The sequence below is a fragment of the Curtobacterium pomorum genome (assembly GCF_044497295.1).
Classification (GTDB): Bacteria; Actinomycetota; Actinomycetes; order Actinomycetales; family Microbacteriaceae; genus Curtobacterium.
The window spans coordinates 607,556-625,318 of the sequence record NZ_CP172409.1; the positions used below are offsets into that span (position 1 = coordinate 607,556).

Annotated in this window: 18 protein-coding genes; 8 read left to right on the forward strand and 10 right to left on the reverse strand. The window is 68.8% G+C overall.

Annotation, left to right across the window (positions count from 1 at the left end):
- Window positions 1-56: 56 nt before the first annotated feature.
- Together ACGH48_RS02940 and ACGH48_RS02945 are read right to left on the reverse strand one after the other, a co-directional pair.
- On the reverse strand, window positions 57-797 hold the full coding sequence (locus ACGH48_RS02940) for an SOS response-associated peptidase (protein ID WP_340195851.1): 741 nt from the start codon (window positions 795-797) through the stop codon (window positions 57-59).
- A 158-nt stretch (window positions 798-955) separates the two neighbouring features.
- Window positions 956-1,642 carry a hypothetical protein gene (locus ACGH48_RS02945; RefSeq protein ID WP_396290130.1) on the reverse strand — a complete coding sequence of 229 codons (687 nt, stop codon included), beginning with the start codon at window positions 1,640-1,642 and terminating at the stop codon, window positions 956-958.
- A 235-nt stretch (window positions 1,643-1,877) separates the two neighbouring features.
- On the opposite strand from ACGH48_RS02945, the gene ACGH48_RS02950 reads away from it, so the two are divergent.
- From ACGH48_RS02950 to ACGH48_RS02960, 3 genes are read left to right on the forward strand one after another with little or no spacing between them, the layout of a single operon-like run.
- Window positions 1,878-2,303, forward strand: a complete 426-nt coding sequence (locus ACGH48_RS02950) for an organic hydroperoxide resistance protein (protein WP_123310325.1) — start codon at window positions 1,878-1,880, stop codon at window positions 2,301-2,303.
- A gap of 9 nt (window positions 2,304-2,312) precedes the next feature.
- Entirely contained in the window at window positions 2,313-2,699 is a 387-nt protein-coding gene (locus tag ACGH48_RS02955; protein WP_396290131.1) for a YchJ family protein, read from the forward strand.
- A gap of 34 nt (window positions 2,700-2,733) precedes the next feature.
- On the forward strand, window positions 2,734-3,687 hold the full coding sequence (locus ACGH48_RS02960; protein WP_396290133.1) for an SDR family NAD(P)-dependent oxidoreductase: 954 nt from the start codon (window positions 2,734-2,736) through the stop codon (window positions 3,685-3,687).
- Window positions 3,688-3,701: 14 nt separating this feature from the next.
- Here ACGH48_RS02960 and ACGH48_RS02965 read toward each other — a convergent pair whose 3' ends face one another.
- A complete protein-coding gene (locus tag ACGH48_RS02965) occupies window positions 3,702-4,568 on the reverse strand; it encodes a shikimate dehydrogenase family protein (protein WP_396290134.1) in 867 nt (288 codons plus the stop codon).
- A gap of 58 nt (window positions 4,569-4,626) precedes the next feature.
- On the opposite strand from ACGH48_RS02965, the gene ACGH48_RS02970 reads away from it, so the two are divergent.
- Window positions 4,627-5,631 (forward strand): iron-siderophore ABC transporter substrate-binding protein, encoded by a 1,005-nt coding sequence (locus ACGH48_RS02970; protein WP_396290135.1) that lies wholly within the window; start codon window positions 4,627-4,629, stop codon window positions 5,629-5,631.
- Between the two features lie 109 nt (window positions 5,632-5,740).
- On the opposite strand, the gene ACGH48_RS02975 is transcribed toward ACGH48_RS02970, so the two are convergent.
- A complete protein-coding gene (locus tag ACGH48_RS02975) occupies window positions 5,741-6,145 on the reverse strand; it encodes a DUF1304 domain-containing protein (RefSeq protein ID WP_123310317.1) in 405 nt (134 codons plus the stop codon).
- A gap of 60 nt (window positions 6,146-6,205) precedes the next feature.
- On the opposite strand from ACGH48_RS02975, the gene ACGH48_RS02980 reads away from it, so the two are divergent.
- Both ACGH48_RS02980 and ACGH48_RS02985 read left to right on the forward strand, forming a co-directional pair.
- Window positions 6,206-6,529, forward strand: coding sequence for a chorismate mutase (locus ACGH48_RS02980; RefSeq protein WP_111085595.1), 324 nt, complete (start codon window positions 6,206-6,208; stop codon window positions 6,527-6,529).
- The gene (locus tag ACGH48_RS02985; RefSeq protein ID WP_396290136.1) at window positions 6,526-7,623 is read left to right on the forward strand and encodes a lactonase family protein; all 1,098 of its coding nucleotides are present in this window, start codon (window positions 6,526-6,528) and stop codon (window positions 7,621-7,623) included. Before ACGH48_RS02980 ends, ACGH48_RS02985 begins: the two co-directional genes overlap by 4 nt.
- Window positions 7,624-7,705: 82 nt before the next feature.
- Here the strand turns inward: ACGH48_RS02985 and ACGH48_RS02990 are convergent, their stop codons facing one another.
- The 6 genes from ACGH48_RS02990 to purS form a co-directional block, all read right to left on the reverse strand.
- On the reverse strand, window positions 7,706-8,626 hold the full coding sequence (locus tag ACGH48_RS02990; protein ID WP_185021223.1) for a 2-hydroxyacid dehydrogenase: 921 nt from the start codon (window positions 8,624-8,626) through the stop codon (window positions 7,706-7,708).
- Window positions 8,627-8,642: 16 nt separating this feature from the next.
- The gene (purL, locus tag ACGH48_RS02995) at window positions 8,643-11,024 is read right to left on the reverse strand and encodes a phosphoribosylformylglycinamidine synthase subunit PurL (RefSeq protein ID WP_396290137.1); all 2,382 of its coding nucleotides are present in this window, start codon (window positions 11,022-11,024) and stop codon (window positions 8,643-8,645) included.
- 7 nt (window positions 11,025-11,031) lie between these two features.
- The gene (locus tag ACGH48_RS03000) at window positions 11,032-13,755 is read right to left on the reverse strand and encodes a MinD/ParA family protein (protein ID WP_396290138.1); all 2,724 of its coding nucleotides are present in this window, start codon (window positions 13,753-13,755) and stop codon (window positions 11,032-11,034) included.
- The gene (locus ACGH48_RS03005; protein WP_396290139.1) at window positions 13,756-14,088 is read right to left on the reverse strand and encodes a hypothetical protein; all 333 of its coding nucleotides are present in this window, start codon (window positions 14,086-14,088) and stop codon (window positions 13,756-13,758) included. It lies immediately after the preceding gene.
- A gap of 80 nt (window positions 14,089-14,168) precedes the next feature.
- Window positions 14,169-14,867: a phosphoribosylformylglycinamidine synthase subunit PurQ gene (gene purQ, locus ACGH48_RS03010; protein WP_396291154.1), complete on the reverse strand. Its 699-nt coding sequence runs from the start codon at window positions 14,865-14,867 to the stop codon at window positions 14,169-14,171.
- Window positions 14,868-14,872: 5 nt separating this feature from the next.
- The gene (gene purS, locus ACGH48_RS03015; RefSeq protein WP_017886272.1) at window positions 14,873-15,124 is read right to left on the reverse strand and encodes a phosphoribosylformylglycinamidine synthase subunit PurS; all 252 of its coding nucleotides are present in this window, start codon (window positions 15,122-15,124) and stop codon (window positions 14,873-14,875) included.
- 189 nt (window positions 15,125-15,313) lie between these two features.
- On the opposite strand from purS, the gene ACGH48_RS03020 reads away from it, so the two are divergent.
- Entirely contained in the window at window positions 15,314-15,928 is a 615-nt protein-coding gene (locus ACGH48_RS03020; RefSeq protein WP_123310311.1) for a PadR family transcriptional regulator, read from the forward strand.
- Entirely contained in the window at window positions 15,925-17,574 is a 1,650-nt protein-coding gene (locus tag ACGH48_RS03025) for a DHA2 family efflux MFS transporter permease subunit (RefSeq protein ID WP_396290140.1), read from the forward strand. Before ACGH48_RS03020 ends, ACGH48_RS03025 begins: the two co-directional genes overlap by 4 nt.
- Window positions 17,575-17,763: the final 189 nt, after the last annotated feature.

The window sequence follows — 17,763 nt, forward strand, 5'->3', positions numbered from 1 at the left end:
CCTCCCGTCTTCCTGCCCCGGTCGCGTGCGCGCCCGGCCGCGCGTCGACCCGCCGGCTACGCCACGGGTTCGATGAGCTGCGGACCGTCGTTCTTCACGCTGTTCACGGTGCGCGCGACCTCGTACTGTTCCAGGCCTGCCGCGACCGCCAGCGACTCGTGGTCGAGGAGCGCCAGCAGGTCGTCGGTGCCGAGCCCGCCGGCGTCGCCGCGCAGCCAGTCGTCGTAGCCGTCGGGCGTGAGGAACGCCGGCATGCGGTCGTGCACCTCGCCCGGAGCCACGTGGGCGTCCCGCGTGATGATCGCCAGCGACAACCGCCACTTGTCCGGGTCGCCCTCGGGCTTCGTCGGGTCGGGCCAGGCGCTCACGATCCCGGCCATCGCAAGGGCACCGCCGGGTTCGTGGACGAAGTGCGGTTCCTTGCCGTCCTCGCGCACGACCCACTCGTAGTAGCCCTGCGCGGGCACGATGCACCGGTTCGTCGCGAAGGCCCGCTTGAACATGCCGCTCGTCGCGACCGTCTCGATGCGGGCGTTGATCGGCTTCGGGCGCTGCTTCTGGAAGTCCTTCGCCCAGCTCGGCACGAAGCCCCAGCTGATCTGCGGCAGCTCCCGTTCGCCGTGCCGCTGGCGGACGGCGTACACGGGGTCGGTCGGGGCCACGTTCCAGCTCGGAGCGAGGCCGGTGTGCACCTCGCCGGTGTCCTCGTCGACGTGCTCGGTCCGGGCCGCGAGCTCACCCATGAGCTCGGGCAACAGATCAGCCGTGGTGTCGGAGACGACGAACCTTCCACACATGCGCCCAGTGTGCCCGTCGCCGCCGACAGTCGCGCGGGCGGTGCTGTTCCCGTGCCCCGTATCCCCGCTTCGTGAGCAGAAATGGTCGGGTCCCGTCACGCCACCCGACCATTTCTGCTCACGAAGTCGGGCCGGCGGGGCGCCGCTGCGGACACGGCTCAGTCGCCCGGCAGCGAGAGCTTGCTGCCCTTCGGTGTGCCGGGCCGGCCGCGGGCGGGCGGAGTCGGCGGGACGGGCGGGAGCGCCTCGGCCTCGACGCGGAGCTGCTCCTGGCGGCCGAGGGTGCGGATGCCCCCGATGGCGGTGACAGCGCCGCTCGCCGGGATGAGGATCCAGACCGCGGAGAGACCGACGATGTCGTCGTCCGCCGAGATCGTGAAGACGTTGAGCAGCACGGTCGCGAGGAACGCGAGCCCCCACCCTCCCAGCAGCAGGTACCCGCGGAACGCCGCCCGGACCAGGAGGTCGCGGGTCTCGGGCATCCTGTCCAGGACGGCCTCACGGTGCTTCGGATCGACGGCGGGAGGGTTGCGGCGGTAGTAGCGGGAGATCGCCTCTTGGGTGCGCCAGCCGATGCCGGGGATCGGCGGGACGTTCCAGCCCTTCGGCCCGACCGGTACGAAGCACGTGCCGATGAGTCCGATGCCGGAGGCGAACAGCACCGCCACGACGATCGCAGCGGCGACGGGGACGGAGCCGTCGTCGAAGATCAGTCCGAGAATGACGAGTCCCGCCAGTGCGACGACGGCCACGATCCCGCCGACGAGCACGATGCGACGGCGGCGCTGCACGCTGACGAGAGCGGGCAGCCGCTCCCGGTACACCTGCCACCCGATCCCGAACACGTGTCATGTCTACCCGCGCGCGACGCGGAGTGGCTCGGCCGGTCGGTACTTCGTGAGCAGAAATGGTCGAGTGCGCCCGCGCGACCCGACCATTTCTGCTCACGAAGTGCGCCGTAGCACCCGCCGCGGCCACCGCCCCGGACACGCCCGGCGGCACCAGCGTGCGCCGACGCCCGATCCCGGTACCCCGGGCACGTGCAGCGATCGTCCAGGTGAGCGCGATGACCTCGACTCCATGAGTCTCGACATCGTCTACACCGCAGCCGCCCACGCCACCGGAGGCGGCCGCGACGGGCACGTCCGCAGCGAGGACGACCGGCTCGACCTGGACACCCGCCCGCCCAAGGAGATGGGTGGCAGCGGCGAGGGCACCAACCCCGAGCAGTTGTTCGCCGCCGGGTACGCCGCGTGCTTCCTCGGCGCCCTGCACGCTGCGGGCAAGGAGCTCGACCTCGACACCACCGGTGCCGAGGTCTCCGCCGAGGTCGGCATCGGCGGCACCGGCAACGGCGCCTTCGGCCTGGCGGTCGAGCTCGACGTCTACGCCCCGGCCGCGCCGCAGGAGCAGCGCCAGCGCCTGGCCGAGCGTGCGCACGAGATCTGCCCGTACTCGAACGCCACCCGCGGCAACATCACCGTCACGCTGTCGATCGTCGACTAGCGTTCCGGCGTGGTCACCGACGAGACGCGCTGCCCCTGCCTGAGCGGCAACCCCTACGGCGAGTGCTGCGGCCCCCTGCACGGCGGCGCGGCCGCGCCGACCGCGGAGCGCCTGATGCGCTCCCGCTTCAGCGCGTTCGCACTGGGCCTGCCCGAGTACCTGCTGCTCACCTGGCACCCGCGCACGCGACCGGCGGGTCTCGAGTTGGACCCGTCCCAGCGCTGGACCCGGTTGGACGTCCTGACGACGACCTCGGGAGGCCCGTTCGACTCCCGGGGCACGGTCGCGTTCCGCGCGTGGTGGCGTTCCGACGACGAGCGCGGCACGCTCGAGGAGACGAGCGAGTTCGTCCGCGAGCAGGGACGATGGTTCTACGTGGACGGGATCGTCGCCTGACGGCTCCGCACCGCGCCAGCTGACAGGAGTCGACATGCCCGAACGCGACCTCACCCGCTTCGGCGACCGGACCACGGCTGCCGAGGTCGTCGACGGCCTCGACCTGACGGGGCGCACGGCGATCGTCACCGGTGCTGCGTCCGGCATCGGTGTGGAGACCGCCCGAGCACTCGCCGGAGCCGGGGCACGCGTGACGCTCGCCGTGCGGGACGTCGACGCCGGCCGACGGGTGGCGGACGACATCGCCCGGACGACGGGGGCGGAAGCACCGGCCGTCGTCGAACTGCACCTGGACCGTCCGGCCTCCGTCGAGGCCTTCACCGCAGCGTGGTCGGGGCCGCTCGACGTGCTCGTCGCCAACGCGGGCATCATGGACGCGCCCGAGTCGTACACGCCCGCCGGGTGGGAGTCGCAGTTCGCGACCAACCACCTCGGGCACTTCGCCCTCGCGCTCGGGCTGCACGACGCACTGGCGGCCTCGGGTTCGGCGCGGATCGTCTCGGTGTCGTCGAGCGGACACGGCGGTTCGCCGGTCGTGTTCGACGACCTGTTCTTCCGCCGACGTCGCTACGAGCCCGGGCTCGCGTACGGGCAGTCGAAGACCGCCAACGTGCTGTTCGCCGTCGCTGCCGGCCGACGGTGGGCCGCCGACGGCATCACCGCGAACGCCCTGATGCCCGGCGGGATCTGGACCGGGCTGCAGAAGCACTGGGACCCGGAGGTCCTGGCCGCCACGAAGATCGCCGCGGCCGACGCGGTGAAGTCCCCGGAGCAGGGAGCCGCGACCTCGGTCCTGCTCGCCACCGCACCCGAACTCGACGGGGTCACGGGTCGCTACTTCGAGGACTGCCACGAAGCAGCGGTGGTGGAGCGGATCGAGGACGGCCTGCACGGCGTGCTGCCCTGGGCGCTCGACCCGGACCAGGCCGACCGGCTGTGGGACGTGTCCGTCGCCCTGCTCGACGCCGAGGCGCGGTCCCGCGGCTGACCGCGGGGCGTCGGCTAGCTGCTGATGACGGCGGACAGGCCGACGGCGGTGCGCATCGCACGGCGAACGGCGGCCTCGTCGGGGAGGAGTTCGTCCTCGTCACCGGTCAGGAAGAAACGGATCTGCCCGATGGCCTGCTCGGTGAGCATGTCGAGGCCGTTCAGCACCCGGCCGCCGGCATCGGCCCAGCGCGACGCGGCGGCGGTCGGCCACGGCTCGTAGGCGACGTCGAACAGCACGGCGTCCGACCCCGACGGCACCAGCTCGAGCGGGTCGGCGGCGCCGCCGGGCAGCGTCGACAGGACGAACCCGTGGCGGGTTCCGGGCAGGTCGCTGAGCGGCAGGACCTCGAGCGAGACGCCGAGGCGAACGGCCAGCTCCACGAGCGCGCCGGCCTTCGCGGTGTCGCGCAGGAACACCCGCACGAGCGACGCCCCGAGCCGCACCGCCGCAGTGAGGGCGCTCGCCGCGGTCGCCCCGCCACCGAGGATCGTCGCCTCGCCGGGCAGGTGTCCGAGGGCCTCGACCGGGCGGACGAGTCCCTGGACGTCGGTGTTGGCGCCCGCGCGGACGACGGCGGACCCCTCGCGTCGGAACGCGACCGTGTTCGCGACCCCGAGCTCGTCGACGAGCGGGGTCGTGCGGTCCAGGAGCGGCAGCACCTCGCGCTTGAGCGGCATCGTGAGACTCAGCCCGCGCCACTCGGGACCCAGCCCCGCGACGAACGCGTCGAGCCCGCCGGACGCGACCTCGTGCCTCCCGTACGACCACCCCAGCCCGAGTGCGGCGTAGGCCGCTTCGTGGAGCGTGGGGGAGAGCGAATGCGCGATGGGGGAGCCGAGCACCGCGAGGCGCGTGCGGTCTGGATCTGGGACGGCCACGATCACCCAGCCTATCCAGCTGATTTCCTGTACGCCCCGTTAGGTTAGGCTACCCTTCGTGATCCGCTCATCCCTTCGTCTCCGACGTGTCCTCGCCGCTGCGGGTGCCGTCGTCGCAGCCTCCCTCGTCCTCGCCGGCTGTGCCTCTGGCTCCGGTTCGTCCGAGTCGTCCTCGGCGTCGTCGTCCGACGGTGCCTTCCCGGTGTCCATCACCACGGCACTCGGCACCACGACGATCGACTCGCAGCCCAAGCGCGTCGTCGCACTCGGCTGGGGCGACGCCGAGACGGCCCTCGAACTCGGCGTGCAGCCGGTCGGTGCGAGCGACTGGCTCGCCTTCGGTGGCGGCGGCGTCGGCCCGTGGCTCAAGGACGCCTACACGAAGTCGCCGAAGATCATCCAGACGCTCGAGCCCAGCTACGAGGACATCCTCAAGCTGAACCCGGACCTGATCCTCGACGTGAAGTCGTCGGGCGACAAGGACCGCTACGACAAGCTGTCCGCGATCGCGCCGACCGTCGCGATCCCGAAGGGCGGCGAGAACTACCTCGCCTCGACCGAGCAGCAGACCACGATGATCGCGAAGGCGCTCGGCAAGGAGTCCGAGGGCAAGAAGCTGCTCTCCGACCTCGACGACGCCTACGCCGCGGCCCGCAAGGCCCACCCGGACTTCGAGGGCAAGTCCGCCGTCGTCGGCGCGTACAGCTCCGAGGGCTTCGGCGCGTACGCCTCCACCGACAGCCGCTCGTCGTTCATGAAGAACCTCGGGTTCACGATCCCGTCGGCCATCGACAAGGAGGCCGGCAAGGCGTTCTCCGTCACGCTGTCCGACGAGAACCTCGACCTGCTCGACGCCGACCTGACCCTGGTGCTGCCGATCTACGTCGACGCGTCGAAGGCCGAGTCGGACCCGCTGTTCCAGAAGGTCCCGTCGGTCGAGGCCGGCCACTACATCGTGTTCGACGACAAGGACGTGTCGTCGGCGTTCTCGATGGGCACGACCGCTGCGATCGAGTGGGCGCTCGACAAGCTGCCGGCCCAGTTCGAGGACAAGCTCGGCTGACCTGGACTGACCTGTCCTCCACCGCGAAAGCGACAGGGTGCCGCCGATGTTCGGCGGCACCCTGTCGCTTTCGCGGGGTGTTCGGGGCTGACGGTGTGGTCGGGACGACTCAGACGGGGAAGCTGGAGCCGAGGAGCGCGAAGAGGAGGGCGATCAGGGGGAGCGTGCCCTGCTTGAACGCCGAGTTGAGGTACTTGCGGCCGGAGCCGACCAGGATCACCGCGGCGCCGAGCATGCTCGCGGTCGAGAACACCACGAGGGTCCAGCCGGTCACGGTGTTGCCCGCGAGCACCAGCACGACACCGAGGATCGCCCCGATCGCCAGGAACAGGTTGTAGAACCCCTGGTTGAACGCGAGGGAGCGGGTCGCGTCGGCCTCGGTCTCGGACGCGATGCCGAACACCTTGCGGGCGCGTGGACTCGTCCAGATGATGGATTCGAGGAACCAGATGTACACGTGGACGAGGCCAGCGAGGACCGCACACACGCCCGAGATCACGAGCAAGACCGACATGTGCTCATTCTCGCAGGCGTCGGCAGGGTTCGGCTGCGCGTCCGCCAGTAGGCTCGGGGCATGAGCGACGACGTCACCCCGCCCGAGCCCGAAGCGACGGCCGTCGCCGAACTCCGGAGCATCCGGCAGAGCATCGACAACATCGACGCCGCCGTCATCCACATGCTCGCCGAGCGCTTCAAGTACACGCAGCGGGTGGGGCACCTGAAGGCCGAATCGGGCATGCCCGCCGCGGACCCGGACCGCGAACAGGTCCAGGTCGCACGGCTCCGGAGCCTCGCCGCCGAGGCGCACCTCGACCCCGCCTTCGCCGAGAAGTTCCTCAACTTCATCGTCGCCGAGGTCATCCACCACCACGAGCGCATCGCCGGACGCGACGAATGAGCGTCGACCTGCCGACCCTGCTCGTCGGTTCCTACACGGCCACCGGTGGCGGGAACGCGACGGGTGTCTCCCTGGTCGACGGCGGCGCTGCCCGCGCGGGCGCTCGTACCGTCGCGGTGCTCGACGACCCCTCGTTCCTCGCCGTTTCGGGCGACCGTGTCTACGCCGTGTCCGAGACGAACGAGGGCGGCGTCTCCGCCTTCCGGTTGCAGAACGGCGCGCTCGAACACCTGTGGGACGCCTCCGCCGGCGGAGACGCCCCGTGTCACGTGCGGGTCGACCCGTCCGGGGCGCTCGTCGTCACCAACTACGTCTCCGGCACGGTGACCGCCATCTCGCTCGCGGCGGCCGAGTCGTTCTCCGCCTCGGTGCTCGCGAGCGACGGCGTCGTCCTGCCCGCCGACGGCGTGCACGGACGGACCGACCGGCTCGCCGTCCCCGCCTCCGCGATCGCGGTCGCGACGCTCCCCGCCGGCACCGGCCCGGTGCAGGACCGGCAGGACGCGCCGCACGCCCACCAGTCCGTGGCGACGCCGGACGGCACCGTGCTCGTCGCGGACCTCGGCGGCGACGCGCTGCACGAGTTCCGCGTGACCGTGTCGGCCGACGGCGTCCCCACGATCGAGCCGTTGCGCGTGCACCACGTGGCGGCCGGTGTGGGTCCGCGGCACCTTGCCTGGTACGCAGGCGACCTGTTCGTCGCCGGTGAGCTCGACGGCGCGGTCCACCGACTCCGCCGCGACGAGTCCGGATTGCTCGTCACGATCGCCTCGACCCCGACGTTCGAGGGAGCGGTGGGGGAGTCGCTCCTCAGTCACATCGAGGTCGACGACGCCGGACTCGTGACCGTCGCCGTCCGTGGCCGCGACCGGATCGTGGTGCTCGACGCCGCCGACGGTGGGCTCGCGCTCATCGGGTCCGCGTCGTGCGGCGGCGCCTGGCCACGGCACTTCGCCCGGGTGCCCGGGTACGTGCTCGTCGCCAACGAACGGTCGGACGCCATCGCCGTGCTGCCGGTCGGTACGGACGGCGTGCCGGGCGAGGCCGTCGAGCAGATCGCCGTCGGCACCCCGGCCTGCATCGTCACGCTCTGAGCGCCTGAGCGCCTGAGCGCCTGACGGCTGCGTGCGGTTGCCTGCCCGACGCCGCATCGGCGCCGGTTCGGCGCGGGCGGGTCTAGCGCTCGATCAGGTTCTCGAACGGGCGACCGTCGGCCAGCGCGGCGACCTGTCGGCGCATCAGCTCGATCGACCGTGGGACGCTCAGGTCGGTGTTGCCCCCGACGTGCGGCGTCAGCACCGTGTTCGGCGTCGTCCACAGCGGGTGGCCGTCCGTCAGGGGCTCCGGGTCGGTGACGTCGAGTGCCGCGAACAGCCGCTCGGACTGCAGCTCCGCCACGAGTGCATCGGTGTCGACGACCTTGCCGCGGGCGACGTTCACCACCAGGGCGCCGTCGGGGAGGGCAGCGAGGAGCTCGGCGTCGACCAGTCGTTCGGTCTCGTCCGTCAGGGGCGCGATGAGCACCAGGACGTCCGTCGTCGGTGCCAGCTCCAGCAGCTCGCCGAACGCGTGCACGTGGCGGCCGTCCTGCTCGCGAGCGGTGCGCGCCACCACCGTGACCTCGGTGCGGAACGCCTCGAAGCGGGTGGCGATCGCGGAGCCGATCGCGCCGTACCCGACGACCGTGACCCGGCGGTCGGCCAGCGAGCGGGTCTCCCGGGCGTCCCAGACGCCGTTCGCGCGGTCGGCCTGGAACGCCGAGATCTCCCGCAGCGAGGTCAGCGCCAACCCGACGGCGAGCTCGGCGGTCTCGTCGTCGTGGATGCCCCGACCGTTCGCCAGCTGGGCGTGACCGGGCACGTGCGGCACCGCGTGCTCGTAGCCGGCGCTCGGGAGCTGCAGGAGCTCGAGCGCCGGCAGGTCGTGCACGAACTGCCAGCGGTGCCGTCCACCGAAGTAGAACGGCAGGAACGTGATGGCGACGTCGTCCGGGCGACCGTACGGCGCCTCGACGTCCCACACGTCCAGCTCGATGCCGTCCGGCACGGGGCCGAACCGGTCGACGAGTTCCGCGAAGGGCAGGGTGACGATGGGCACGCGGTGTCCGCCGGGCCTAGGAGTCCGTGCGCGGCGAGAAGGCACCGTCGGAGTCGAGCGGCCCGCGGCCGACGTACCCCTCGGTGACGTCCTCGACGATCACGTCGCCGAAGCGGGCCGGCAGCGTCGCGTTGTGCGTGCCCCGGAGCTCGTCCAGCGTCGCCGTGAACGCACCCTGGACCTCGAGCGCGTTCGACGTGGCGTCGGTCACGCCGATGCGCAGGACCGGGAAGCCCCGGCCGTCGCAGAGGCCCTGGAAGCGGACGTCGTCCTCGCGTCGGACGGTCACGATGACGCGACCGGTCGACTCGGAGAACAGCGCGGTCGCCGTGTCGACGCCGTCGCGCGACTCGAGCTCGTCGAGCACCACGCGGGCGCCGAGACCGAAGCGGAGCACCGACTCGGCGAGCGACTGGCCGAGGCCACCGTCCGCCAGGTCGTGCGCGCTCGTCAGCAGCTGCTCGCCGCTCGCGGCGAAGAGCAGCTCGGCGAGCTCCTTCTCGCGCCCGAGGTCCACCGCCGGCGGGCGACCGCCGAGGTGTCCGTGCACCGTGCCGGCCCAGGCCGACCCGTCGAGCTCGAGGCTCGTCGTGCCGAGCAGGTAGATGTTGTGGCCGTCGTCCTGCCAACCCGACGGGACGCGCTTCGCGACGTCGTCGATGACACCGAGCACACCGACGACCGGGGTCGGGTGGATCGGGGTGGTGCCGGTCTGGTTGTAGAACGACACGTTGCCGCCGGTGACCGGGATGCCGAGCTCCATGCAGCCGTCGGCCAGGCCCTCGACCGCCTCGGAGAACTGCCACATGACCTCGGGGTTCTCGGGGGAGCCGAAGTTCAGGCAGTCGGTGACCGCGGCGGGGACGGCACCGGTGACGGCGACGTTCCGGTACGCCTCGGCCAGGGCCAGGCGTGCACCCTGCTTCGGGTCGAGCTGGCAGTAGCGGCCGTTGGCGTCGGTCGCGATCGCGACACCGAGCCCGGTCTCCTCGTCGACGCGGATCATGCCGCCGTCGTCGGGGAAGGAGAGCGCGGTGTTGCCGAGTACGTAGGTGTCGTACTGGTTCGTGACCCAGTTCTTCGACGACAGGTTCGGCGAACCGAGCAGGCTGAGGAACTGCGCCTTGAGCGCGGGGCCGTCGGCCGGCCGGTCGAGCGAGGCAGCGGTGTCGGCCTGCAGCGCGTCGATCCAGGTCGGGTAGGCGACCGGGCGGTCGTAGACCGGGCCGTCGACGGCGACGGTGCGCGGGTCGACGTTCACGATCTCCTGGCCCTGCCAGTCGATGACGAGACGGCCGGTGCCGGTGACCTCGCCCAGGACGCTGGTCTCGACCTCCCACTTGCCGACGACGCTCAGGAACTCGTCGAGCTTGTCGGGGCGGACGACCGCCATCATGCGCTCCTGGCTCTCCGACATCAGGATCTCTTCGGCCGTGAGCGTGGGGTCGCGCAGCAGGACGTCGTCGAGCGAGATGTGCATGCCGCCGTCGCCGTTGCTCGCGAGCTCGGACGTGGCGCAGGAGATGCCCGCGGCGCCGAGGTCCTGGATGCCCTCGACCAGTTCCTTCTGGAACAGCTCGAGGCAGCACTCGATCAGGACCTTCTCGGCGAAGGGGTCACCGACCTGGACGGCGGGACGCTTGGTCGGGCCGCCCTCGGTGAAGGTGTCGGACGCCAGGATCGATGCGCCGCCGATGCCGTCGCCACCGGTGCGGGCACCGAACAGCACGACCTTGTTGCCGGCGCCGGACGCGTTCGCCAGGTGCAGGTCCTCGTGCCGCAGGACACCGACCGCCAGGGCGTTGACCAGCGGGTTGCCCTGGTACACCGGGTCGAAGTACGTCTCGCCGCCGATGTTCGGCAGGCCGAGGCAGTTGCCGTAGAACGAGATGCCGCCGACGACGCCGTGCACGACGCGTGCGGTGTCCTCGTGGTCGATCGCGCCGAAGCGGAGCTGGTCCATGACGGCGACCGGGCGTGCCCCCATCGAGATGATGTCGCGGACGATGCCGCCGACACCGGTCGCGGCGCCCTGGTACGGCTCGACGTAGGACGGGTGGTTGTGCGACTCGACCTTGAAGGTCACCGCCCAGCCGTTCCCGACGTCGACGACACCGGCGTTCTCGCCCATGCCCACCATCAGGTTCTTCGTCATCTCCGGCGTGACCTTCTTGCCGAACTGACGGAGGTAGTTCTTCGAGGACTTGTAGGAGCAGTGCTCGGACCACATGACGGAGTACATCGCCAGCTCGCCCGAGGTGGGGCGGCGGCCGAGGATCTCCTTGATGCGGGCGTACTCGTCCGGCTTCAGGCCGAGCGCGTCGTACGGCTGGTCCTTGTCGGGAGTCGCCGCGGCATCCTGCACGGTGTCGGGCTTCGGGCGTGCGGTTGTAGTCATAATCTCTTTATCCACCTTGCGAGGATCGCTTACGAATAAGGGATGCGATTGCCAAAACTCGTGGACGACCAATCGCACGGAACTTCAGTCCATGACGGAAAATCTCCGGAATCCAGAACTGATCTTCCTCCCTGAAAATAACGCCGTTGGCCTGCAGGAGGTCAATCTCATGCTTTTGCAAACGGACATCCTCCTGTCTGAAGGGGATTTGCCGGTGGGCCTCCGGGAGCTCCTTAAGTCGCTCGAACACCTCGCCTACCTGCGGGCTCTCCTGCTGCATCGCGGAAATTTTCTGGTCGCTACAGCCCAGCAACGCGTTTCGCATCGCTGCAGGAGCGAGCAGCCGGTCATTCCAACGAGAATCGCCCTCGGACAATCGGGCCGACTCGCGCATGAAGATCACAATATCGCGAGCTTGAATCTGGGCGTTAAAATCAGATAGTGCCGCAAGGAACCAGTTCTCTGATCGTGCTTCGCGGGAGCCGACGCCGCCCATCTTCTCGCCCCACACTGGAATCAAAGCGTCGCTAAGTTCACCTTCAGTCGCTCGTAGGATCTGATCTTGTGGTATGGCCCATTGTGGGGCAGCGCGCGAAACGACCCACAGGGCCAAGCGGAGCGCCTCTGACGGATTCCATCGAAGCTCGTAGTCTCTGTATCGAGCGAAGAATTGCCCAGTGTTCTGAACGACTGCACCTTGTACGAGGTCGCGTCTAACAAAGGCAATGAGGCCGAACGGGCGACCTCGCAGGGCGCGCAGCCAATCGAGCGTGTCAACAAGAAGAACCCGCAGCGCTCGCTGCTGCGATGAGTCTGACGCCACGTACTGGAGCAAGTCCTCAAGGCCATCGATTAGGAATATTGCTCGGTGATTCACCGACGCCTCGATTAACTGCTGTTCGACAGTTTCGGGTGAGACATCAAAACCAGCGCTACGCGCGCAGCACCAAAGCCACAGTCGGCGCCAATCGGAATCGCTGAAACTCTCGCCACGACCGAGCGCATCGCTCACAGCATCACTTATTGCTATAGACAGCCCATCCGATGCGGTGCCCCCAAGGGAATTGGCCCGATCGCGAGCCAAATCAGCAACTCGTTGAGCGGTGGCATCTTGCAGATTGCGAGACACTAAAGTGGGTATTAATGTATGATCCAGACGTACTCCGGATATCCCGACTTCCGCGGCGTATGCACTCCAGGTGTCTCTGAAGAGCATCTGTAGCTGCGTGAAAGTCTTGCCCGCACCCTTCGCGCCAATCACTACCGAAATGGGCGCTTCGGTTCTGTGCGCTTCAAGCAAGCGCTCCATCGAATCGGTCGGGAGGAATTCGCTCCCATTTGCGGTTTCGGCGAAGACTAGAGCATCTGCAAGTTCCGTTACGGCCTTCCGTGCTTCACGTACGGGAGAGGTTGCGCGGCTGGAAGGGCTATCGGCATCGGTCGATTGCAGATGCGCCGTGCGGACTAGTAGGTCGGCTACAACCAACTGCAAGCCCGCGTCGTCGATTCTCGCCGTGACTGCAGACCAAGCCGCAGGAAGGCCCAAGAGATCTTCTTTGAAGGGTGAGAGGATTGGCTCCGAAAGTAGCGTCGAGTCAATCTGCACGTCGGAAGCGTCAGAAGTTCCTGCCGGAGATAGGGCTTCTTGAAGCATCGCGGCGACGCCTTCGACGAGGACATCGTGATGCCCGCGCCGGTATTGCGAGATCAGGGTCGCATCAAGCGGATCCGCAGCACGTTTGGGAGCGAGTTTTCGAACTGCTTCGATAATCTGAATTGCGCCGCGTACCGACTGCTCGCTCACGGTTGTCACGAAGATGTGCTTGAGCCGCGCGTCGAGGAGAAGGGAGGCCGCAAGTTCTGAGGCTCCCGCTCGGAGATCGACAATCACGACATCGACACCCAGCTGGACAGCGAGATCGGCGAGAGTATCCGTCAGGACGAATGGCGATGTCCTTGGCGTGAAAAGATTGTTGGGCTCTATGCGTGCCGGGTCGACGCGCGTGAGATCGCGGCGTGCGGGCAGGAAGTAGACATCGGCAATCGACTGATTTGTGATCTGCTCGGCAGCGATCGCTACCGCATCCTCGTGATTAGGGACGCGAGAAGCATGTACAAGAGCCAGGAAGTCCTCGTACGCGAAAGCGGTCTCTCGGCCTTCCTGCTCGTACATCCACGAGATGCCGGGTGCCTCCAAATCGCCGTCAACGAGGAGCACGCGCTTTCCATCTCCCGACGCTGCGCGTGCTGCTGCTACTGCGTGGAGGGTACGCCCTACGCCGCCTTTGTACGAATGGAACGCCAAAAACTGCAAATTCGAGGGAAGGGAGCGAGACGATGGCGTGATGGAATCGGTGCTAGTTCGAGCTACGCGCCGGACCGCCCAGGTCGGCGTTCGTCGGCCTGTGGCTACTTCCGAGTTTGCCAGCTCGACAACGATCGGTAGCGCTCGATCCGAATAGGCGCCTTCCCTTGTGCCCTGAAGGCGTAGCTGTGGCGCTTCGCCCGTGCGGTCGATCGACTGAATGCCGAACACTGACTCAAGCCAAGCGGATGCCTCAGCCGCATTGACGGCGGCACTGGTCCGTAGAACGAGTGCATCCCAGAACCCATCAGCTTCTTGGAGCCAATCCGGCCATTGCTGCAAGCGCAACAATCGCTGCAGATGTTGTTCCGCATCAACCCATGTAAAGATCCGCGGAGGTAGCGACGGTCCCCTATCATCGAGCATTTACAACTCCTCTTTGCACCAGTCGTGGAGGGCGTCCAGCGCGTCTCCGGCCTCCTTGTTGTCGTCGCCATGAAGCGTGCGTCCATAACGCCAAGCTTCATGAATCGATCTGAGGGCTATTATGCCACCGAAGGCGTCAATTGCTCGGCGATTGTCCAACGCGTCCGCGTGGGTGGCCGGGACATTGAGTTCCTTCAATAGAACCCGCAGATCGTGTGTGATGTAGCGCGGTTCATCGGCAATCGACACAAGATCTTCGCGTTTTGCGAGCGCAGCCTTTAGCCCGCACTCCACGGAGTAAAACCGGAGCATAAGTGAGGCTGGCAGATGCACGTTCGGATCAAGGGCATCGGCGGCACTGCGATTATGGCTCCAGCCGTTTCGTAGTTGACGAGGAGCGGCGTCCAGTGGCATTAGCGCTGCACGAGCGCGTGCTCGATCACGGAGGTGAAGAAGGTGAGGCCGTCCGTGCCGGAGGCCATGGCAGCGGCGGTGTCCGGGCCGAAGCCGGGCTCGGTCGCGTGCTCGGGGTGCGGCATCAGGCCCACGACGTTGCCGCGCTCGTTCGAGACGCCGGCGATGTCGTCGATCGAACCGTTCGGGTTCACGCCCACGTAGCGGAAGACGACCTGGCCGTTGTCCTCGATGCGCTTGATCTCGTCGGCGTCGGCGACGAACCGGCCGTCGGCGTTCTTGAGCGGGATCGTGATCTCCTGCTGCGCGGTGAACCCCGAGGTCCAGGCCGTCGAGGTGGTCTCGACGCGGAGCTTCTGGTCGCGGCGGATGAACTGCTGGTGCGCGTTGCGGGTGTGCGCCCCGGGGACCAGACGGGCCTCGGCCAGCATCTGGAAGCCGTTGCAGATGCCGAGCACGGGCATGCCCTTGCCGGCGGCGTCGATGACCTCGGCCATGATCGGCGCCTTCGCGGCGATCGCACCGGCGCGCAGGTAGTCGCCGTACGAGAACCCGCCGGGCAGCACGATCGCGTCGACGCCCTGCAGGTCGTGGTCGCCGTGCCAGAGGGCGACGGGGTCGGCGCCGGCGAGACGGACCGCGCGCTGGGCGTCGCGGTCGTCGAGCGAGCCGGGGAAGGTGATGACGCCGATGCGCATCCGGGTCACTGGCCTTCGACGGTCACGGAGACGACGTCCTCGATGACCGCGTTCGAGAAGACGTCGGCGGCGATGTCGCGGACCTCGGCCAGCTTGGCGTCGTCGACGGGGCCGTCGACGGTCACCTCGAAACGCTTGCCGATGCGGACGTTGGTCAGGTCGGCCTTGCCCAGGCGTGCGAGGGCGTTGCCCACCGCCTTGCCCTGGGGGTCGAGGATCTCAGCCTTGGGCATGACCTCGACGACGATCGTTGGCACGTGTTCTCTCCAGCACTTCAGGGGTGGGGGGACGCGACCAGTCTACGGGGCGCGCGCGATACGCCGGGACGGATCTGGGCCTCCTGTGGAGGGGAAACTGTGCGTTTGCTCACGCGTGTTCCACTCCGTATATTCGAAGTCGAATAGTCCAGTCCGAAGACTGCCGCATCGATCAGCCAGGAGGCACGGATGGCGTCGCTCACACCGCTCGCGTTCGCCGCGCTCGACCTGCTGAACGAGGCGCCGATGCACCCGTACGAGATGTTCCAGACGATGCTCCACCGGCAGGAGGAGCGGAACGTCAAGGTCCGCCCGGGCACCCTGTACCACCAGGTCGGCCGCCTCGCCGAACTCGGGTTCGCCCAGGTCGTGGGCACCGACCGCGACGGCAACCGTCCGGAGCGCACCACCTACACGATCACCGACGCCGGCCGCGCAGCGCTCGCCGACGGCCTCCGCCGCATGGTGGCCGAGCCCGCCGACGAGTACCCGGAGTTCCACCTGGCGCTCTCCGTCCTCGAGAACCTGCCGCAGGCCGAGGCGGTCGATGCCGTCCGGGCACGGATCGTCGCGCTCGAACGGGAGCGCGACGACTACGACGAGGCGCTCCAGCGCGTGCACGCCAAGCAGCTCACCGAGCGCTACTGGCTCGACGTGTCGTACGTCCGTGCGATGCTCGCCGCGCAGATCGAGTGGCTCAGCACCACCGTCGACCGCATCGCCAGCGGCGACCTCCCCTGGGACGGCCCGGCCGTCCCCGCAGACACTGACTTCCCCACGAACAGCAAGGACACCACTCGATGACCACCGTCACGCCTCCGCGGACGACCGAGAAGAAGCCGTGGCCCGCCCTCTGGGCGCTCGTCGTCGGCTTCTTCATGATCCTCGTCGACTCGACCATCGTGTCGGTCGCCACCCCCACCATCGCCCAGAAGCTCGACGCGGACATCAACGCCGTGATCTGGGTGACGAGCGCGTACCTGCTCGCCTACGCCGTGCCGCTGCTCATCACGGGCCGGCTCGGTGACCGCTTCGGCCCGAAGGTCATGTACCAGATCGGCCTCGTGGTCTTCACGCTCGCCAGCCTGTGGTGCGGCCTGGCCGGCTCGATCGAGGTGCTGATCGTCGCCCGCGTTGTGCAGGGCCTCGGCGCCGCGATGATGAGCCCGCAGACGATGTCCGTCATCACGCGCATCTTCCCGCCGCAGAAGCGCGGCGCGGCGATGGGCCTCTGGGGCGCCGTCGCCGGTGTCGCCTCGCTCGTCGGCCCGATCGTCGGCGGCCTGCTCGTCGACGGCTTCGGGTGGGAGTGGATCTTCTTCGTGAACGTCCCCGTGGGTGTCGTCGCGTTCGTCCTGGCGCAGCGCTTCGTGCCGTCGTTCGACCGCCACGGCCACCGCTTCGATTACCTCGGGATCTTCCTGTCCGCGGTCGGTCTGTTCCTGCTCGTGTTCGGCATCCAAGAGGGCGAGACCTACGACTGGGGCACCATCGCCGGCCCGATCTCGGTGTGGGGCCTGATCATCGCCGGCCTGGTCGTCCTCGCCGGGTTCGTGGTCTGGCAGGGCACGCAGAAGGGCGAGCCGCTGCTGCCCCTCGGCCTGTTCAAGGACCGCAACTTCACGCTCGCCAACGTCGCCATCACGGCCGTCGGTGTCGCGATCGCCTCGTTCGCCCTGCCGATCATGCTCTGGGCGCAGGACGTCCTGCGCTTCTCGCCGACCCAGGCTGCGCTGCTCCTCGTGCCGCAGGCCGTGCTGTCCGCCGGCCTCGCCCCGCTCGTCGGCAAGAACCTCAACCGCTGGAACCCGCGCTGGGTCGCCGCGTTCGGCCTCGCCTGCTTCTCGGCCGGGCTTTTCTGGTTCGGCGCCCTGCTGTCGTCGAGCGCCGACTGGGGATGGGTGCTCCTGCCGAGCGCGCTCCTCGGCATCGCGAACGCCTGCATGTGGGGCCCGCTGTCCGTCTCGGCGACGCGCAACCTGCCGCCGAAGCTGGCCGGTGCCGGCTCGGGCGTCTACAACACCACGCGGCAGATCGGTGCGGTCCTCGGGTCGGCCGGCATCGCCGCGCTGATGGAGGCCCGGATCACCGCGAACTTCCCGTCCTCGACCGGCGGGGTGTCCGCGGGCGGAGCCGAGCAGCAGGTCGGCGCACTGCCGGGTGCACTGCTCGAGCCGTTCTCGCGGGCCATGGGTGAGTCGCTGTTCCTGCCGGCGATCGTGCTCATCGCGGCGATCGTGGCGGCGCTGTTCCTGGCGAAGCCGAAGCAGACCGTCGCCTGGCAGCAGACCGGTGGCGTGACCACCCAGCCCGGCGCCGAGGGCACTGCCCCGACCGAGGGCGACGCGAAGCCGACCGCGCACGGCGCGCACGCTGCGGCCGCTGCTCCGGCGACGCCAGAGGCCGAGCTCGCGGGCATCGACCACCACGGCAAGCACGCCGACGCCTGACCCGCGCCGACCACACGGGCCCCGGGCTGCTCACACGAGCGGCCCGGGGCTCGCGTGCATCCGGGGGTCGCGGCGTGGTCGTTGCGGCTGCGGGGTTGCGACACCGTCGATGTCGTACGACAACGGTCTTGTCGCTGCCCCGCGTCGGCAACGGTTGCGGCCGCGGGGTTGCGACACCGTCGATGTCGT

What these genes read in the sequence shown, in the direction of transcription:
- ACGH48_RS02985 (WP_396290136.1), top strand. Translation starts at nt 6,526, where the DNA reads ATGAGCGTCGACCTGCCGACCCTGCTCGTCGGTTCCTACACGGCCACC.
- ACGH48_RS03020 (WP_123310311.1), top strand. Translation starts at nt 15,314, where the DNA reads ATGGCGTCGCTCACACCGCTCGCGTTCGCCGCGCTCGACCTGCTGAAC.
- ACGH48_RS02975 (WP_123310317.1), bottom strand. Translation starts at nt 6,145, where the DNA reads ATGTCGGTCTTGCTCGTGATCTCGGGCGTGTGTGCGGTCCTCGCTGGC.
- ACGH48_RS02950 (WP_123310325.1), top strand. Translation starts at nt 1,878, where the DNA reads ATGAGTCTCGACATCGTCTACACCGCAGCCGCCCACGCCACCGGAGGC.
- ACGH48_RS02980 (WP_111085595.1), top strand. Translation starts at nt 6,206, where the DNA reads ATGAGCGACGACGTCACCCCGCCCGAGCCCGAAGCGACGGCCGTCGCC.
- ACGH48_RS02960 (WP_396290133.1), top strand. Translation starts at nt 2,734, where the DNA reads ATGCCCGAACGCGACCTCACCCGCTTCGGCGACCGGACCACGGCTGCC.
- ACGH48_RS02940 (WP_340195851.1), bottom strand. Translation starts at nt 797, where the DNA reads ATGTGTGGAAGGTTCGTCGTCTCCGACACCACGGCTGATCTGTTGCCC.
- ACGH48_RS03025 (WP_396290140.1), top strand. Translation starts at nt 15,925, where the DNA reads ATGACCACCGTCACGCCTCCGCGGACGACCGAGAAGAAGCCGTGGCCC.
- ACGH48_RS03000 (WP_396290138.1), bottom strand. Translation starts at nt 13,755, where the DNA reads ATGCTCGATGATAGGGGACCGTCGCTACCTCCGCGGATCTTTACATGG.
- purL (WP_396290137.1), bottom strand. Translation starts at nt 11,024, where the DNA reads ATGACTACAACCGCACGCCCGAAGCCCGACACCGTGCAGGATGCCGCG.
- purQ (WP_396291154.1), bottom strand. Translation starts at nt 14,867, where the DNA reads ATGCGCATCGGCGTCATCACCTTCCCCGGCTCGCTCGACGACCGCGAC.